Source organism: Aeromonas sp. ASNIH5 (assembly GCF_002902865.1).
GTDB classification, from domain to species: domain Bacteria; phylum Pseudomonadota; class Gammaproteobacteria; order Enterobacterales; family Aeromonadaceae; genus Aeromonas; species Aeromonas caviae.
This window is the reverse complement of the sequence record NZ_CP026122.1, coordinates 1,715,930-1,732,594: the sequence shown is the minus strand read 5'-3', so window position 1 is coordinate 1,732,594 and position 16,665 is coordinate 1,715,930. Positions and strand designations below refer to the sequence as shown.

At 57.7% G+C, this 16,665-nt stretch carries 14 protein-coding genes; 1 reads left to right on the top strand and 13 read right to left on the bottom strand.

Features of this window, described 5'->3' with window-relative positions; translation table 11 throughout:
* Nucleotides 1–75: 75 nt before the first annotated feature.
* From C2U30_RS07765 to C2U30_RS07730, 8 genes are all read right to left on the bottom strand, one after another.
* Nucleotides 76–1,698 (bottom strand): type I restriction-modification system subunit M, encoded by a 1,623-nt coding sequence (locus C2U30_RS07765; RefSeq protein ID WP_103243566.1) that lies wholly within the window; start codon nt 1,696–1,698, stop codon nt 76–78.
* Nucleotides 1,695–2,810, bottom strand: coding sequence for an AAA family ATPase (locus C2U30_RS07760; RefSeq protein ID WP_046720600.1), 1,116 nt, complete (start codon nt 2,808–2,810; stop codon nt 1,695–1,697). Before C2U30_RS07760 ends, C2U30_RS07765 begins: the two co-directional genes overlap by 4 nt.
* Nucleotides 2,807–4,039, bottom strand: a complete 1,233-nt coding sequence (locus C2U30_RS07755; RefSeq protein ID WP_047362881.1) for a restriction endonuclease subunit S — start codon at nt 4,037–4,039, stop codon at nt 2,807–2,809. The genes C2U30_RS07760 and C2U30_RS07755 overlap by 4 nt, the downstream gene beginning before the upstream one ends.
* A complete protein-coding gene (locus C2U30_RS07750) occupies nt 4,036–5,199 on the bottom strand; it encodes an RNA-binding domain-containing protein (RefSeq protein ID WP_103243565.1) in 1,164 nt (387 codons plus the stop codon). The genes C2U30_RS07755 and C2U30_RS07750 overlap by 4 nt, the downstream gene beginning before the upstream one ends.
* Nucleotides 5,181–7,823: a TrlF family AAA-like ATPase gene (locus C2U30_RS07745; protein WP_103243564.1), complete on the bottom strand. Its 2,643-nt coding sequence runs from the start codon at nt 7,821–7,823 to the stop codon at nt 5,181–5,183. The genes C2U30_RS07750 and C2U30_RS07745 overlap by 19 nt, the downstream gene beginning before the upstream one ends.
* Nucleotides 7,820–10,792 (bottom strand): type I restriction endonuclease subunit R, encoded by a 2,973-nt coding sequence (locus C2U30_RS07740; protein WP_103243563.1) that lies wholly within the window; start codon nt 10,790–10,792, stop codon nt 7,820–7,822. The genes C2U30_RS07745 and C2U30_RS07740 overlap by 4 nt, the downstream gene beginning before the upstream one ends.
* Nucleotides 10,793–10,860: 68 nt before the next feature.
* Complete coding sequence (locus C2U30_RS07735) at nt 10,861–11,070, bottom strand: helix-turn-helix domain-containing protein (protein ID WP_023109365.1); 210 nt, start codon at nt 11,068–11,070, stop codon at nt 10,861–10,863.
* Between the two features lie 607 nt (nt 11,071–11,677).
* Nucleotides 11,678–12,415 (bottom strand): hypothetical protein, encoded by a 738-nt coding sequence (locus C2U30_RS07730; protein WP_103243562.1) that lies wholly within the window; start codon nt 12,413–12,415, stop codon nt 11,678–11,680.
* Nucleotides 12,416–12,544: 129 nt separating this feature from the next.
* Between C2U30_RS07730 and C2U30_RS07725 the strand changes: the two genes are divergently transcribed.
* On the top strand, nt 12,545–14,119 hold the full coding sequence (locus tag C2U30_RS07725; RefSeq protein ID WP_103243561.1) for an AAA family ATPase: 1,575 nt from the start codon (nt 12,545–12,547) through the stop codon (nt 14,117–14,119).
* 6 nt (nt 14,120–14,125) lie between these two features.
* On the opposite strand, the gene C2U30_RS07720 is transcribed toward C2U30_RS07725, so the two are convergent.
* From C2U30_RS07720 to C2U30_RS07700, 5 genes are read right to left on the bottom strand one after another with little or no spacing between them, the layout of a single operon-like run.
* Nucleotides 14,126–14,395, bottom strand: a complete 270-nt coding sequence (locus C2U30_RS07720) for a hypothetical protein (protein WP_066918456.1) — start codon at nt 14,393–14,395, stop codon at nt 14,126–14,128.
* A complete protein-coding gene (locus C2U30_RS07715) occupies nt 14,382–14,858 on the bottom strand; it encodes a putative molybdenum carrier protein (protein WP_103243560.1) in 477 nt (158 codons plus the stop codon). The genes C2U30_RS07720 and C2U30_RS07715 overlap by 14 nt, the downstream gene beginning before the upstream one ends.
* Nucleotides 14,855–15,271 (bottom strand): hypothetical protein, encoded by a 417-nt coding sequence (locus C2U30_RS07710; protein ID WP_059936908.1) that lies wholly within the window; start codon nt 15,269–15,271, stop codon nt 14,855–14,857. The genes C2U30_RS07715 and C2U30_RS07710 overlap by 4 nt, the downstream gene beginning before the upstream one ends.
* A complete protein-coding gene (locus C2U30_RS07705) occupies nt 15,268–15,912 on the bottom strand; it encodes a hypothetical protein (RefSeq protein ID WP_069953369.1) in 645 nt (214 codons plus the stop codon). The genes C2U30_RS07710 and C2U30_RS07705 overlap by 4 nt, the downstream gene beginning before the upstream one ends.
* Nucleotides 15,913–15,929: 17 nt before the next feature.
* The gene (locus tag C2U30_RS07700; protein ID WP_103243559.1) at nt 15,930–16,586 is read right to left on the bottom strand and encodes a hypothetical protein; all 657 of its coding nucleotides are present in this window, start codon (nt 16,584–16,586) and stop codon (nt 15,930–15,932) included.
* Nucleotides 16,587–16,665: the final 79 nt, after the last annotated feature.

The following is a 16,665-nucleotide window of genomic DNA, read 5'->3' as shown; positions in this document are numbered from 1 at the left end:
ATCGACTCTCGCCATTACGGTTTGCAAAGTGAACCGTGATGGCATCACGTTGCAAACCAATCGGCTTTGCCTTTGTTAAGGCAGCGGAGGCAACCCCAACTCAGCCAGATACTGATTGTGGCGCGCCTTGGCGTCTGCAATCTTGTTCTCGGCGGCAACCAAGTCGGCATGAACCGCTGCCAGGTCGATCTCTTCCTCAGCTTGCGCGGTGCTCACATAGCGCGAGATGTTCAGGTTGAAATCGTTCTTCTCGATTTCTTCCATGCTCACCCGGCGCGAGTAACGCGGCGCTTCCTTGCGGTAGCGGTAGGTGTCGATAATTTGGTCAATGTGCTCCGGCAAGAGCTGGTTCTGGCGTTTGCCCTTCTCATAATGCTCGGCGGCATTGATGAACAGCACGTCGTCCGGCTTCTTGCACTTTTTCAGCACCAGGATGCACACCGGTATGCCAGTGGAGAAGAACAGGTTGGCTGGTAGGCCGATCACGGTGTCGATGTGCCCATCCTTGAGCAGTTTGGTGCGAATGCGCGCCTCGGCCCCACCCCGGAACAGCACACCGTGGGGCAGGATGATCGCCATCACACCGTCTTGCTTGAGGAAATGGAAGCCATGTAGCAGGAAGGCAAAGTCAGCGGCGGACTTCGGTGCCAGGCCGTAATTCTTGAAGCGCACGTCTTCGCCCAGCGCCTCGCTTGGCTCCCAGCGGTAGCTGAACGGCGGGTTGGCCACCACCGCGTCGAACTTCGGCATTTTGGCCGGATTGGTCTCGCGCAACATATCCCACTCGTTGAGCAGGGTATCGCCATGGAAAATCTCGAACTCCGAGTCCTTCACCCCGTGCAGCAGCATGTTCATGCGAGCTAGGTTGTAGGTGGTGATGTTCTTTTCCTGGCCGTAAATCTTACCAATGCCGTGCGGCCCCATCAGGCGGCGCACGTTGAGCAGCAAGGAGCCCGAGCCGCAGGCAAAGTCGAAAACGCTATCCAGATGCGAGCGCTTGCCGGTGGCTGGCTCCTGGCTGTCCAGCGTGACGATGGCCGACAGGATGTCTGAAATGCGCTGCGGCGTGTAGAACTCGCCGGCCTTTTTGCCCGAGCCTGCCGCAAACTGGCCGATCAGGTACTCGTAGGCATCACCCAGCGTGTCACTGTCAGTAGAGAACTGCCCCAGCCCCTTGGCGATCTCGGCGATGATCTTGCACAGGCGGGCATTGCGCTCGATGTAGGTCTTGCCCAGCTTGTCCGACGCCAGATTGATCTCTGAGAACAAGCCACGGAAGGTGCTGGCGAAGGATTCTTCCTCGATGTACTTGAAGCCCTTCTGCAAGGTATGCAGCAGCTCGGCATCCTGCGTGCGCGCCATCTCGGCGATGTTGCCCCACAGGTATTGGGGTTCGATAACGTAATGCACCTTGCGGCGCATCTGCTTCTCGAATTCGGGTACGTCGTCCAGATTTTCCTCGTACCACGCTTGAAGCGGCGTATTCACGCCGGTCTGCCTCAACACATCGGAAGGAAGGTCTGGATAGTCCGATCCCAGCTCCTTCTGCGCGGCGGCCTCGTAGTTGTCCGACAGATAGCGCAGGAAGAGAAAAGCCAGCATATAGTCGCGGAAGTCGTCCGCATTCATCGCGCCACGCAGCTGGTCGGCGATGGCCCAGAGGGTCTTGCCCAGTTTTTGTTTTTCGAACTCAGTCATGGGGTACCTGCTGTTGCAACCTCAGAAACTTGAGGGAACAAATCGGGATTGAAGGGGTAGCGATTCAGGAAATCGTTCAGAATCTTCTTGAAGTAAGCCTTGTTCTCATCGAGCATCTGCTGCGGCTCATACAGCGAGTAGTTGCCGTGGCTGAGGATGTTGATCAAACGGGCGTGCAAAACGCCGTCCGGATCATCATCGTCTTGCTTGATGCAGGCCGAGAAGTACTTGTGCCCGTGGAAGCTGGCCGTCTTTTCCAGAATCGTGCGCAGCATGTTGAAGTGGTGCGTGAACAAACGGTCTTCCTGCACGGCCTGATAGAGTTCCGCCAAGGCCGCAACGTGGTGGAAGAAGGGCGTATCGCCCTCTTCGGGCCGCAGCAGATAGCCGCCGTTAGCCGGGTGCTTGTTAATCACATAGCGGCGCGCCTTGCCCAGCTCGTTACAGAGCACATTGAAAAACAAGGTGTGGTGCGTGGAGAGCACTGTCCTGAGCCGATTGTCCTGCCGCTTGAGCAACTGCGCCAAGTGATTGGCGACGGCGATGGCGTTGTGTTCATCCAGCGACGAGATCGGATCGTCGATATACAGGTACTTCACCCATTGGTACGCCTCGATATCGGCGTCCATCGCCAGTTCCACCACCGCCAGGAAAAAACACCAGATGAAGATGTTTTCCTCGCCGCGTGACACCTTGATGTTGTCAACGGTCTGGCCATCCGCCAAGCGCGAAAAGCGCACCGCCCACTCTGGGCCCTCGGTGTCGATCCGGAAGTCGAAATCCGCGTAACGCCGCAGCAATGGGCGAATGCGGTTATCCATCTCCAGATCGAACAGCCCCTGAAAGAATCGCGAATCCCTGTTGAGCAGCAAGCGCCTGTCCGCATCGCCTGCCAGATCGTTGTTCCAGTGAAACAGGTCTTCAGTGAAGGCGTTGAAATACAGGGTATCGCGGGCCTCGGCCTGTTTGCCCATGTCCTTGAAGGCCATGGACAGCCGCGTCTTGCCCGTGCCGTTGTAGGCATAGAGCAGGATGGTCTTCTTGTTCTCCAGCTCGCTGCGCAGATGAGCGGCCAGCGCGGGCAGGTCGGTGAATGGCTGGCCCGGCCTCATGCAGGCACCTCATCGAGCACCGGGAACAACTGCTGTATCAGGCCCTTCTTGTGGATCTTGATGGCGTCGATTTTCTGGCTTTGGGCGGTAATGAGGTCGTCGAGGGAGGATAGACAATCGGAAACGGCCTGTTGCTCATCATCATCTTGTGGAACAGGCACTGGGATCGTATCGAGCATCGCGCGGTTCAGTTTGGGCTGGGCCATACCCGTTAGATAATCCTCAAGGGAAATCGAATTCAGGTAATCCTCGACAATCTTCTGAACGCACTTACTATCAAATCTCAAGACATGTGCATGGTTATTAACCCATGTTTTCCCTGAGATGGAAAATGCAATCGGTGCCGTCCTTGCTCGCAAATTAGCCCCATCCTCTGAGATGCAAAGTAGGTCTTCGTCGAAGATAAAGTCGCGAATGTAATCAACTATCCCAGAGGCTCCGTAATAAGGGATATTTCCCTTGGTGCGATCTTTTTCGGTTACTGGGACCCGGCGATTATCCAAGTTCTCTGCTAGTTCTGCCAATGTCTTAGTCGCCCACTCCCCCGCCTCCCGAAACTCCGGAAACCGCAGCCGTGGCACGGCTTCGCCTTCGCGGGGGAAAAGCTGCTGCATCAGGCCCTTTTTGTGGGTCTTGAGGGTGTCGAGCTTTTGGGTTTCCGCCGCGATCAGATCATCCAGCGAAGACAGGCAGTCAGCGATTTTTTGTTGTTCTGCATGGCTTGGCACTGGAATTGCCACGCCATAAAAAGCCTCCTTACTGATATTGAGCAGTCCATTGCTCCTTGCTCCGCTTGTAATGTGCTTTCTCAGCTGGATGCCATGCACATTCCGTTCAAAGCATTGACGATAAAAGCCATTCTCGTATCCATTTTTCAAGCGAAAGCAGATAAAAACATTAGGTGCTGCAACTTCACCCCAACCTTGAAGATCGTATACGCAACCTTGTGGGAACTTGAGAGAGTTCCCCTTGTTATAAACAAAGTCACCATCACGCACTACGGTGTATAGCTTGTATTGGCTCCCGGAAATATCCCGTCCAAATTTCTCTGCCTGTGGTACAAAACCAATTCCGGCAGAGATACTCACCGGCGTGAGTTTTCGCTCGCCCACCCGTTCTTCAACCGGTTCAGATACTTCGCCCAATGTAGGACTTTGCCACTCGGCTGTATTCTTGAACTCAGGAAACCGTAACCGAGGCACCAAGGGCTGTTTTTTATTGCCACTCATGCCGCTTGCTCCTGCGGCCGTTTCACGATGGCCTTGAACAGATTCCCCGCCCGGTCGTCGATGAGTTCAATCTGCGGCCAGGCCCGCAAGGCGCGCAGCAGGCCGCTGCCCAGTCCGCGATAGGGCAGCAGCTTGGCGGCAAAGGACGCCAGAATCGGGTTGCGCATATTGGAGTTGCCCGCCTTGATGTTTTCGATGGTCAGGTTGTTGGGCAGATGACCAGGGCTGATGATCTCGACCCGATCGGCAAACACCAACACGCGCACCGGCGCGCTGATGAAATAGTCGCGGTGGATGAGCGCGTTAGCGACCAGCTCCTCCCAGACAATGCGGGGAATCTCGGCCTGCCCTTGTGAGTTAAAGCCCTGCTCGCCCTGAGTGGCGCGCGTGTTGGCGATGATGAAACCCAGCGACTGCTGGAACACATCGGCTAGCTTGCCGGTGATGTCGCGGCTGTCGATATAGCGCTGGTCTTCGATCTCATTGCCGACAAAAGCCACCGCCCTGACGATGAAGGCAGGCAGTGCGTACTGCGGCGCTTTGGCAAACAGCAGGCTGCCCGCCACATTGAGCTGCCCCTGGTTCATCAGGTTCATGTTGGTCAAGAGCTGCGGCAGCGGTTGCTTGTGCTGGGCGAGCGGTTCGCCGAATTGCTGTTCGAAGAAGGTTTCGAAATAGGGCAGGTCCACATCGCCCGCGCTCAAGCCCGCCACAGGCGTCTCATCCGCATGCACCAGACCCGCCTGCTGGAACAGGCGCTGGATTTCTTCACGCGAGGTGGCTCGGCGCTTGTCCGAGCCGTTCTTTACCCAGATGGCGCCGTTCTTGTCCATGTAGGGTTTGCTGACGCCTTCCACAACGGTGACCACCATTACGGTGCCGTTGGGGTGCGGCACATTTTCGGCGAGCGGGTTCACCGCAGGCCGCACGTTTTGTGAGGCACTGTTGGAGATGAGCTGGTTCAGGCGGTCAATGTCCGCGTGAGACAAGCCCAGCACCGTGCCGTCGTTTTGCACGCCAATGAAAATCTGCCCGCCAGCGGTGTTGGCGAAGGCCACGATCTCCGCCGCCAGCGCGTCGGCATTGGTGAAGTTCTCTTTGAACTGATGGCGGCTGTCTTCGCCACGGCTCAAGCAGTCGATCAGTTCTGTGGTTTCCATAGGTTGTAAACCTCTTTGCGTCGGTTGAAGGCTTCCTGGCCTCCTTCCATGATGTTGATGATGGCGTCCTGCACCGGACGAGCGTCGATGCTGCCGCTTTGTACGGTGACTTGCTCATCCTGATAGCGGCAGGCATGCACTTGCTCCGCATCACCCAGCACCGGAAAGTTGGCGTTGTGGGTAGCGAAGATGAATTGGGCGTGAGGCTTCATCTCGCGCAGCAGCTTGATCACGTCGTCGTAGATGGTCTGGTTGTCCAGATCGTCTTCCGGCTGGTCAATGATGATCACGTCGTTCTGGCGCTGGCTGAGCACATATAGCAGCAACGCGGAAGCACGCTGCCCGAGCGAGTGGTGCTTGAGTTCCTTGCCGCGATAGCGAATGACGAAACGGTTAGGCACCTGATAGACCACGAACTCCATCAGGTTTTGCATGAAAGTCTTTTCGAAAACCTCCGGCGTACTGCCCGCTTTTTTCAAGGCGTTTGGCAAATCACGCAGCAGCCCGCCGAAATCGGCGTAATCCTCCATCACTGCGCGCAGGGTGGTTTCGCGGATGTTGCTGCCCTTGAAGAGCTGCTGCATGAAACTGATGGCGGCCTCCTTGTCGCCCTTGAAGTCGGCTTCGATCTGCAAGGCGGTATGGCCAGCGTTCACCCGATCCAGTTCGGCCTTGATGGCGTTGAACTCGCGCAGCCACAGGCCGTTGAGCTTGTCGATCTCGGCAAACAATGCGTCGCGGATGCTGCTTTGCTGGCTTTCCTGCTTGGCGAGCGCCTCCAGCATTTGCTCCGCCTTGGTTTTGCGCTGCTGCTGGGTCAGGAAGTCATCCGGCTGGATGGCCGTCATGCCGGTCTGCTTGAGTTCCTGAGCCAGCTGACGTTCGACCTGGGCAAACTCTTCCTGAAGACTCTGGCGCGCGGCATCGAACTCGCCTTGTTTGAATTGAAGCCGGGAGGTAACAGCGCGGGCCTCCTGCTCGATTTGCTTGAGCTGATCGACTTTGGCAACGAGATTGGCAAATTCGGCGTAATAAGCCGTGAAGAAGTCGGGGTTCTGCTTGGAGACGTAGCTCGTGGCATTACGCAGATCGTCTTCGTGCTCGGCGATCAATTGCCCGAGGGCGAGCACAAAGCTGTCTGCCCGCTCCTTCATGCGTGCCAGTGCACTGGCATCCTGCTGGAAGCCAAGGCGCTTTTGCAGCTTGTCGGCAACCCCGTACTCTTCAAATTTCTTCAGCCGGAAGTTGGCATCGGTGAGCTGGGACTGGTAATCACGCCTGAGTTCGGCAGTATTGCTGAGCTTGAGCCAGCGTTGCGCAGCATCACGCACATGCTGGCGTTGGGTTTCGATTTCGTCTCGCAGTGTGCGGAGCTTTTCGCCCACCAGCTTTTCCACTAGATCGGTCTCGAAACCTTCGCCGGTGCTGGAAAGGTCTTTCTGCCCGAAGTAGATCGGACGGCGCAGCACGGTTTCCCGGATCGATACACCGGGCTGCAATTTGCCGTCCAGATAGACGTTCGGCGCTTCGCGGAAAATGCGGGAGATGGAGAATTCCTGTCCGTATACGTCACAGGCCGTCAGCGTCACCTTGCCGCCGCTGCCCAGAGTGTGGCGGATCAGTTCATCCTTGTACTTGGTGTCCTGCGCCTTCTCCCCGCGAGGAATATCGAGGGCGTAGCGCACTGCTTCCAGAATGGAAGACTTGCCGCTGCCCCGGATGCCGATCAACGTGTTCAGTTCAGGCGAGAAATGCAGCGTTTTCCCGTCAAGGATGCCCCCGTCAAAGTGAATGCTGCGGATGTGCGATGCGAGATGCTTGGGCGGCTCCGTGACGACCCGCGAAGCAGAATCGCTCAGAGCAAACTTGACCGCCTCAAAGGACAGTTCACCCAATTTGAGGTAACAGGCTTTGCCCTGACCAATCTCTTCGATGCATTTGGCGTCGCAGCCTTCCAGTTCGGCGGGGTACCAGCCACCTAGATGCTGCTGCGTTTTAGTCCGGCAGGGTTTGCTTTTCTCTTGCAGCTTGTTGTACGTGCGTACCTTTTGGAAGCCCAACGTGCGACGGCGGAAGAATTCGTTCTGGCCCAGTTCGGCAAGACGCCCCCCGTCCAATTCGGCCCACAGTCCGCTCGGTGCTTCGACATGGGCAAAGACAAGGAAAAAGTCGCGGTGATAGCTTTCCAGCTTCTTGATGGTTTCCAACAGCGACAGCGAGGAGCGCCCGTTTTCCTGCTCGTACTGGGCAGGGACTTTTCCTTCAAAGGCAACACCCAGGAAGGGGTTGATATGGTCATGACCATCGGCCAACCAGTCGTCGGAAAAAACGACCAAGGTGTGGATGCCATTGGCCCCGTCATTGACCGACAGCTCGACGCCGGGCAACAGCGCAATATCCTTCTTCTGCGCTGTCTTGCGCAGCGCTTTGAACTCCTCAAAATCGAACTTGTTGTGATTGGTGATGACGCCCAGCTGGATACCTGCTTTCTCCAGCGCGTTCACATAATTGCTGTTGTAGAAGTTGTCATCGCCTGTGTACTTGAACTCACGATCTGCGCGGGTGTGCAGATGGAAGTCCGCACGAACCCACTGCGCCCCCTGTGTAAAGACGGTTCCCATCATCGCCCCTCCTCATAGGCAGCCAAACCAGCAATCTCTCGACCCTGGGCGAGCTTGTGCAGCAGTGGTGTCAGCTCTTCCATCAGGGCCAACTCTTTCTGCGTGCGGGCTTTCCAGCCAAGTTCCAGCGGGGCCATCAACTCGGAGAGGCGTTCGCCATCGAAAATGCGGCGGCGCAAAATGTCATCGACAAAGGCTTGCAGCGCTGATGCGTCCAGTGTGTGGCGGTTGGCGAGATCGGTGAGTTCCCGTGTTTTTTTCTCTGCCTTGAAGCGGTCGAATCCGCTGCGGATTTGCTTTTCATCCAATGCTTCGTTGACCGGTAAGCCCCGGATGTACTCGGCAATGTCCTCACGCTCGTCGATGAACTTGGCATCGGACTGGATCAGGCCGATGAGCTGCTCACGGTTCATGGTGAGCTTGCCGGGCTTCTGCTGGGTCAGCTTGGCGATGAGGCTCATGATGTAGTCGTAGTCGATCACGCTTGAGGCGAAGAGCACGAATTCGAAATCAAGCTGCTGCACTTCTGGCGGGGTCTGGTCGCGATCCTGCTGTTCCTTCAAGCGCTTGGCCGTTTCGAGGTACACACCTTTGAAGCCCTGCATCTGATCGGGTGGCGCAATCTGGGTGATCTGCGCCTTCTGCTCATCCGAGAGATCGGTATATTGATCGAGCTGGGTCTTGAGGCGCTGTACTTCCTTGAACAGATTGACGAACTGCGCCCGTGCGGCATCGCCTTTCAGGTTGGCCACTTCTTCCGGCGCATTGCCCACGCCTTGCGACTGCATGAAGTCGGCCAGCTTCTGGGTGGCGGTTTGCAGGTTATCGATGACCTTGGGCGCAGGGTCTACCAGCCAGATTTCACGCGGGTTGTCGATCTTCTCGCCAGAGAACAGTGCAATCGCCTCTTCGACCGGCCTTTGCTGCTGACGGAAGTCGAGGATGTTGCCATAGGGCTTGCTGTCGTTCAGCACGCGATTGGTGCGCGAAAACGCCTGGATCAAGCCGTGATGCTTGAGGTTCTTATCCACGTATAGGGTATTGAGGTACTTGGAGTCGAAACCGGTGAGCAGCATGTCCACCATGATGGTGATGTCGATCTTTTGCGCGGCGGGGAGATCGCTGTTGGGATACTGCTGATCCTTGATGCGCTTTTGCACATCCTGGTAGTACAGGTCGAACTCGCCAATGCGGTGGTTGGTACCGAAGCGGGCGTTGTAGTCGGCCACGATGCGCGTGAGCGCAGCCTTCTTGCCCTCGGGGTCTTGCTGGTTATCTTCTTTCTCTTGCGGCAGGTCTTCCTGAATCTGTTGTACGTCCTTATTTCCCTCGGCAGGTGGAGAGAATACGCAGGCAATGTTCAGCGGACGGAACTCAGGATCTTGCTCGGTCTTTTGTTTTTGAATCTCCGCGAACAGTTCGAAATACTCGATGGCATCGTTGATGCTGGCCGTTGCCAACACCGCGTTGAACTTGCGGCCATTGGTCGCTGCATCGTGCTTGGCGAGAATGGTTTCAATGACCTTGGGCTTGGCCACACCTTCACCAGGCTTGGGAGGATTCTTGCCTTCGGGCTTGAAGTAATCCACGTGAAAGCGCAGGACGTTGCGATCCTCGATGGCGTGGGTGATGGTGTATTGATGCAGGCAACGCTGGAAGAGGTCGTCGGTCGTGCGGTAACTGGCCTGCTGACCTTCGATCTGCTGGTAGCTGGCGTTCTTCTCGAAGATGGGTGTGCCGGTAAAGCCAAAAAGCTGGGCGTTGGGGAAGAACTCCTTGATGGCTTTGTGGTTGTCGCCAAATTGTGAGCGGTGGCATTCATCAAAGATAAACACCATGCGCTGGTTGCGTAATGGCTCCAGCCGCTCCTTGTAGTTGCGTCTGTTGGCCCCATCCAGAGCCAGGCCCAGCTTCTGAATGGTGGTGACGATGACTTTATCGGCGTAGTCATCCGACAGTAGGCGGCGCACCAGGGTCTCGGTGTTGGTGTTCTCTTCGACGCAGCCCTCCTGAAAGCGGTTGAATTCCTCGCGAGTCTGGCGATCCAGGTCTTTGCGATCCACCACAAACAGACACTTGTCGATGTCCGGATTGTCTTTGAGCAGGGTGGACGCCTTGAACGAAGTCAGCGTCTTGCCTGAGCCGGTGGTGTGCCAGATGTAGCCGTTGCCGCAATTCTGGTGGATGCACTCCACGATGGCTTTGACGGCATAGATTTGGTATGGCCGCATCATCAGCAGCTTCTGCTCGCTGGCCACCAGCACCATGTAGCGGCTGATCATTTGCCCTAGAGTGCACTTGGCTAGGAACTTCTCGGCAAAACTATCGAGCAGCGTGATTTTCTTGTTGTCTTCGCTGGCAAACTGGTAAACCGGCAAGAAGCGCTCATCTGCGTTGAAGCTGAAGTGCCGTGCGTTGTTGTTGGCGAAATACCAAGTGTCAGTGCGGTTGCTGACGATGAAGAGCTGCAGGAAGCACAGCAGTGTCTTGCTATAGCCATTGCCGGGGTCAGTCTTGTAATCAACGATCTGCTGCATGGCCCGGCGCGGGCTGACCGCCAAGGTCTTCAGCTCGATTTGCACCACCGGTACGCCGTTGATGAGCAGCATCACGTCGTAGCGGTGATGGCTGTTGTCAGTGTTCATGCGCAACTGGTTGACGACCTCAAAGTCGTTCTTGCACCAGTCCCGGATGTTCACCAGGGTGTAGTTCAGCGGCGTACCATCGTCGCGCTCGAAGCTGTTGATGTTGCGAAGCCGCTGGGCAGCGCCGTAGACATCGGGCGTGATGATGCCGTCGAGCAAGCGCTGAAACTCGCTGTCAGTCAGATGCACGCGGTTCAGCGCTTCGAACTTGGCTCGGAAGTTGGCTTCGAGCGCGGCGCGGTCGCGAATGTCGGGGCGATAGGTGTACTTGAGGTCGCCGAGCTTGGCGATCAGATCGAGTTCGATTTGTTGTTCTGTGGTCGTCATGAACCTTGCCTCAAAGACCCAAACGGTTTACTGCCGCCGTTGTTCTGGCGGGGGGAATGCCATGGAGCTCATGTATGCCGACTCCCCGGCTCACCGACATCTTCATCTGCGCCGCCTGCACGCACCCATTCATCCACCTCGGAGAGCTGGAACTTCCACAGCCGCCCCACGCGGTGTGCGGGCAGACCCTTGCGCTCGCGCCAGCGGTACACGGTGTCCTTGGCCACGCCCAAGTGCTGGGCGACGTGATCGGCGGTAACCCACGGTTCTGTGCTCATGTCGATGGCGCTCGAAGGTTGCAGTTGAAAGTCGTCTTAAGTCGTTTGGAGTCTATCATTTGAATGCTGCGGAAGCAGCAAGATTGTTCTTGGCTACTGCCCTTGTGAGTTGAATGTGGTAACAAGGGGCGCAGTGCCGCACTGTCACCACCATGGTGACACGCTGCCACCACAAGGTGACCACATTGTCGCCACCATCCTTGCCACTCTTTCAACACATTGTTCGCACAAGATTGCCACGTTGTTGCCAACATGCCGCCACACTGTTTACACAGTCGGCCGGCAGCCCGATCTGATCGCACAGATATTTTTTGCTGGTCACAAAGGCTCTTGCCACGTTACTCCCTCGCCTGGGCACAAGATAAGCAATAACAGTCGAGGGATTTGGAATCTACGTTGGGCAACTATGGAATGTACGTGGACGGAAATAAGTTTTTCGCTGCCTGATCATGTGCCCGAACAACAGAGCATTGGAAATAACGTTGCGCCTTGTTGGGAACAACGTAGGGCCAGATAGGGAGTAACGGGGCATGTGACCAGCTAAAAGTCATGCGATCAGCGCCGCAGGATTTGGAAACCCGACGACTGGAAACAGCGTATTTTTTGCCTACCCAGTTGGCGGCATGTCCGCATTGCCGCCGCTGCGGAAATGGGCGTCAACCACGCTGGCGATGTCAGCAGGCTGGGCTCCTGCGTTGAATGCAAAACGCAGCGCCTGCTCCAGTTGTTGCCAGCCCTGCGCTGAAGAGACATGACTGCCCACTGTTTCAGCTAGGCGAAAAATCAGCCCTTCCAGCAGCTCTTCGTCACCCACGTTCGCTGCGGCCTGCTCCGCCAGCGCCAAGAGGACGTTGTGTGCTGATGCCATCGAGTCGATTGGCACTCCTGCCAATGCCGCAGGCGTGGTGATGACACGATCCACTCTGACGACTGTCGCCAGATCAAGGGCCTGAGCGACGCCCGGCTCGATCTCCATGCGGATCAGCACATCGCCTGCCAACAGAAAGCGCGTCTTGATCAGCCCCGGCTGTTCATCCTGAAACAGCCACACCGGCTGCGTGTTGGCCAGTAGCGTACCCAGCACGAGCCTGCTGTCATCCAGTCCCCCGCGATCCTGCCACTGATGCAACACGTCGGCACGCAGGCGGCCGCCTTCCATACCGAGATGATGTAACAGGCCGACCAAACGTTTGGCGGAGATCACCTGCTCCTTGCCACGCAGCCAGACCGAGAGGTTGGCGGTGCGGATACCGGTGGCTTCGGCGATCCTCCCCAGCGTTTCTCCGCGCAATCTTATCAAGGAGGCGGCAAGGGCTGGCAATTGTTCAGGAGTAAGGCTTGGCATATCGGGCTCTGCAAATTCACTGTAAATCACTATAAGACTTATTGGCCGACAAGACGAGCGCGCGGAGTTTGGCGATTCGCGCAAAGTTTTGTTATAGTAAATTATAGTTACAACACTTCGGAAGCCATCATGCGTAAGCCAAAGCAAGCCCGTCCGTTGCGCCTGCGGGAATACGAAGCTGCCATTACTGCACTCAAGGCGCAGCATCCCTGGCTTGCCCGGCAGATCGTCGAACCCGCGCCGGGTCATCTGCCCGTGGTGGCACATCTGTTTGCCCAGGTGGAATGCCTGCTGCCGCCCACAGTGCTCGCGCGCAAGGGCTCACTGTCAGTGAGTTGCAACCGGGATCGCCTGGCCATTCATTACCAGCCGCCACGACGCCACAGCGAACGTGCAGCAGCAGTGTTCGATCTGATTGCCCAGACCAAGCACGTTTCGCTGCAACAATGCCCCGTCTGCGGCGCACAGGTTATCGGGGACGGCATCCGTCCCCAGCGCTGCCCGCAACATGACGGCATCCAAGGGTTGTTTGCCGAAGAAGTGCGCCGCAGCCGCCAGCTCATCGTCGAACAGGGGGTACAGCAGGTGGTGCACGATCTGGGCAAGGTGACGACCGAAGATGTACGTGCCGCCGTGGCGGCTGAAAATGAGCCGGTCTTGAGTGAAGCCGAACCGGAGCAGGTTCAGGAGCAGCCGACAGAAGCCGCTAAATCAGCGCCCTTGCCGAGCATCGTCTTTCTCGATGAAGCCGGGCTGGAGGCGTTCGTGGATCGCCACCGACCAAAAGGCGACGACAAGTTCAAGCGCGCACAGGCGATGGCAGAGCGGATCAAGCGGGCGGGCCATGGCAGCCGCCAACTGGGCCTGCTACCCCCGGACTGGAAAGCCCTGCTGGATGAGTTCGCGCAGGCTTTCCCAAACTTCCATGAACTGGCCGAGCTGCTGCGTGATCACTTCGCCTTGTCCAGTCTGGGCGATGGCCGCGTGTCCTGGCCTGCCGTGTTGCTGGTCGGCCCGGCGGGCATTGGTAAAACCGAGGCGGCACGCTGGCTGGCCGATCAGCTCGTGCTGCCGTTTCGGGTCTTCGATATGGCGAGCACGCAATCGAGTTCGCCGCTCGCAGGTTCCGAATCGTTCTGGAGCAATTCCGAGCCAGGCCAGCTTTTCGAGCTGCTGGCCTACCAGCCGCTGGCCAACCCGGTGGTGGTGCTCGATGAGCTGGATAAGGCCAGCAACGGGCGACCGCAATACGATCCGCTGGCGGCGCTCTATACCTTGCTGGAACCGCGCAGTGCGCGGAATTTCATCGACCTGTCGATCCGTGATTTCTCCATCGACGCCAGTCATGTCAATTGGATGGCGACCGCGAATGAGCTGGAAGCGATTCCAGGGCCGCTGCGCTCACGGCTGACAGTGCTGCACATTCAACCGCCCAAGCCGGAGCAGGTCAGAAGCATTGCGCAGTCGATCTACAACCGACTCCGCGACGAGTCGAGCTGGGGCACGGCCTTTGCCGAGCGACTGGATGATGATGTCCTGTCCCGCCTGCAAGCCTTGCCACCGCGCAGTGTGCGTCTGGTTCTGCAGCGGGCCTTGGGTTCGGCAGCTCGTGATGACCGAGGAATCGTCCAGGTGCAAGACATCAGACCGCTGGTCGAGATCAGCCGCCGTGGCGTTGGCTTTGTCAGCGAGGGATGGAATTGAGGTTGCTCAGCGTTGTCCGGATAGCCAGGCCGCACCGGCGGCCAGTGCATCGGCCTCGCTGGGGTAAGTGGTCGATGGGCCGCTGATGATGCAGGGCTGGGTTTCGCCGTCGCCTTCCACCGTCCACAGCTCCCAGGTTCCATCGTTTTTCCAGCTGGGGATGGCGGTGTAAGGTTTGTCTTTCAGCGCAGCCAGCGCGGCATCCACTTCGGGGCGAATCTGCAACTCACCCGAGTAGATATAGGGTGTCGCGCAGCGGGCATCAGATCGGCTCATGTTCCTTGCTCCAGAAAAGATCCAGTAGCGCGCTCGCCTGCAGGTAAATACCGGGGTTGCGTGCTTCACTCGGGCCAGCAATGTTGAGAATAGCGACGGGATGGCTAAGCAACCAGTCTTGCCATGCCGCCAACAGCTCTTCTGCAGGGTCATGCAAATCGCACAGCAGTAGCGGCTTGCCGTGTCCCGTCGCCAGATCGCGAGTGAGCAGGCTGCCACCTTCGATCCTGTCCCGGTAAATGATCAGTGTGGCATCAGCGTCCAGCACATTGCGTTTGGTGCGCTGGCGATAACCGCTGGATTCGGTCTCCATCAACTGGTAGCGAGCATCCAGTACGCCATCAGCGGCCCGTCGGCCTGCCGGGCACCAGCCGCCGTGCGGAATCTGCCGGGCAATGGCGAAATCAAGCGCCGCCCGGTCTACGCCGGTCTGGCCGCCGGAGAGGATGCGCTGAATGCTCACCCTTGCTCCGTTGCGGCGACCGTGCAAGTCACTTGAACCTCTGCGCTGGGCTGATCTGCCGAGAGCTGGCCGATGCGCCCGCGCTGGCTGGCAAGCTTCAGTTGCTTGCGCACCTGTTCCAGGCTGCGTTTTTCAATGACGGATGTATAGCTCGCACCCAATTCACCATCCGGGTCGATGAACAGCTCGATACGCGTCACCGGCAACCCGAACACTGTGAAGCTGCGTGCCGGTGTCAGCGACCAACTGCCGGGAGCATTGGGCGCAATGCCGTCCAGTACGTGCAACGGCAAGGCTTGACGGCATTCCACGGCGGCGACGATGGCTGGCTCGATCCGCAACCAGTGGTTGAGGTCTGGGGCAGTGCCATCCATCAGCACCACCGGCATGGCTGCCAGTAGCAACGCTTTCATCCCTTGATGTTCCTGATCCAGAAGCGGCGGTCATCGACCGTGAAGTTGGGGTCATAGCCGACCAGCGTCAGCAACGAACCGACATAGTAAAGGCCGAACTGATTCATCAGCCAGCGCTCCATCGCCGGGTCGCTGGGCAGCTTGCTGTACGGTGGGGTTGGCCCGTCGCTGCGAACCTGACCGCTGGTCTTGCCGGAGATGGAAAAGCTCTTCCAGGTCAGCACGAAGTTGTTTGACTGTTTCGGCAGCTCCGGCGCGCAAAGCGACAGATTGCTGAAGCGCTCGGAGCGCTTGGCGTCGTGCCAGAGCACTGCGTCAAAGTGAATGCAATCGCTGGCTTTGAGCGTGAGGCTACGGGTCAGGGTCATCTGATCAGCCGGAATTTGCAGATTGCTGATCACCACCTTGGGCCACTCCGGGGCGCGACCGTCGGTAGACAGATTCTGGCGCAAGGCGTTATGCAGTGGAGTGCCAAGCAAGCTGTTGCGATTTGCTGCGCTTGCGGGCGTAGCCGCTTGCGAAAGGCTGCTCCCAATCGATTTTCCCAAGCCGTTCATGGAATCCAGTGCGCCTTGCATGTCGGGTGTGGCACAACCTGTCAATACAAAAGGCAGAAGCAGCAAGCTCCGGTAGTGTTTCATCGCAGTTCCTCGCGAGGTTATCCGTTAAAGAGGGCATTGAGCCGGGCGCACCAGGTTTCCGCCGCCCGACGGCTCATGGGGAAACTGAGCACTGGTCGTTGCGGATCGGCGGTTTGCAGCTCGATGGCGAAGTTTTTGGCGCGTACCGTGCGCTCGAAGGTCGGCACGCTCATGCCGCTGGCGTTGACCTGACGGCTGCCGCCGTTCATCTCCATGCTCTCGACCTCGCGCCAGGTCATCCGCCAACCAAGCAGCCAGGAGAAGTCGTGGATTCGCCAGGTTTCATCCACGATTGAACAGACAGCCAGTTTGCGATGCTGCCGGTCAAACACCAGAAAGGCCGGCGCGGGGTAGCCCAAGAGTTGTCCAGCATCGAATGACAGGCCCTGCTGGGCGTTGATTTTGGCGACAAGGGCCTGACAGCGAGCCTGCAAACGTGCCAGAAAGCGGAAGGACAGCGTGAAGATCGCCAGCGAAATCAGCAGATAGAGCATCAACTCACCGGTCAACAGCCCCCACAGCGATGGCTGTGACAGGCGCGCAGGCCCCACGCCGAACATCGCCAGTACAAGAATCAGTGCAAAACCAGCGGCAGCGAGCCCTGAAAGCCCAGCCACCGGAACAGCCAGCCCCGCAGCCGCTCCCATCCCAGCAGTCTTCCAGACGCTTGCCATACGTCATCACCTCCATGTTGTTACTCATAGAGGTCATTCTATGGCGCTTGCATTCAATTGTCACTTATAGTGCGGGTAC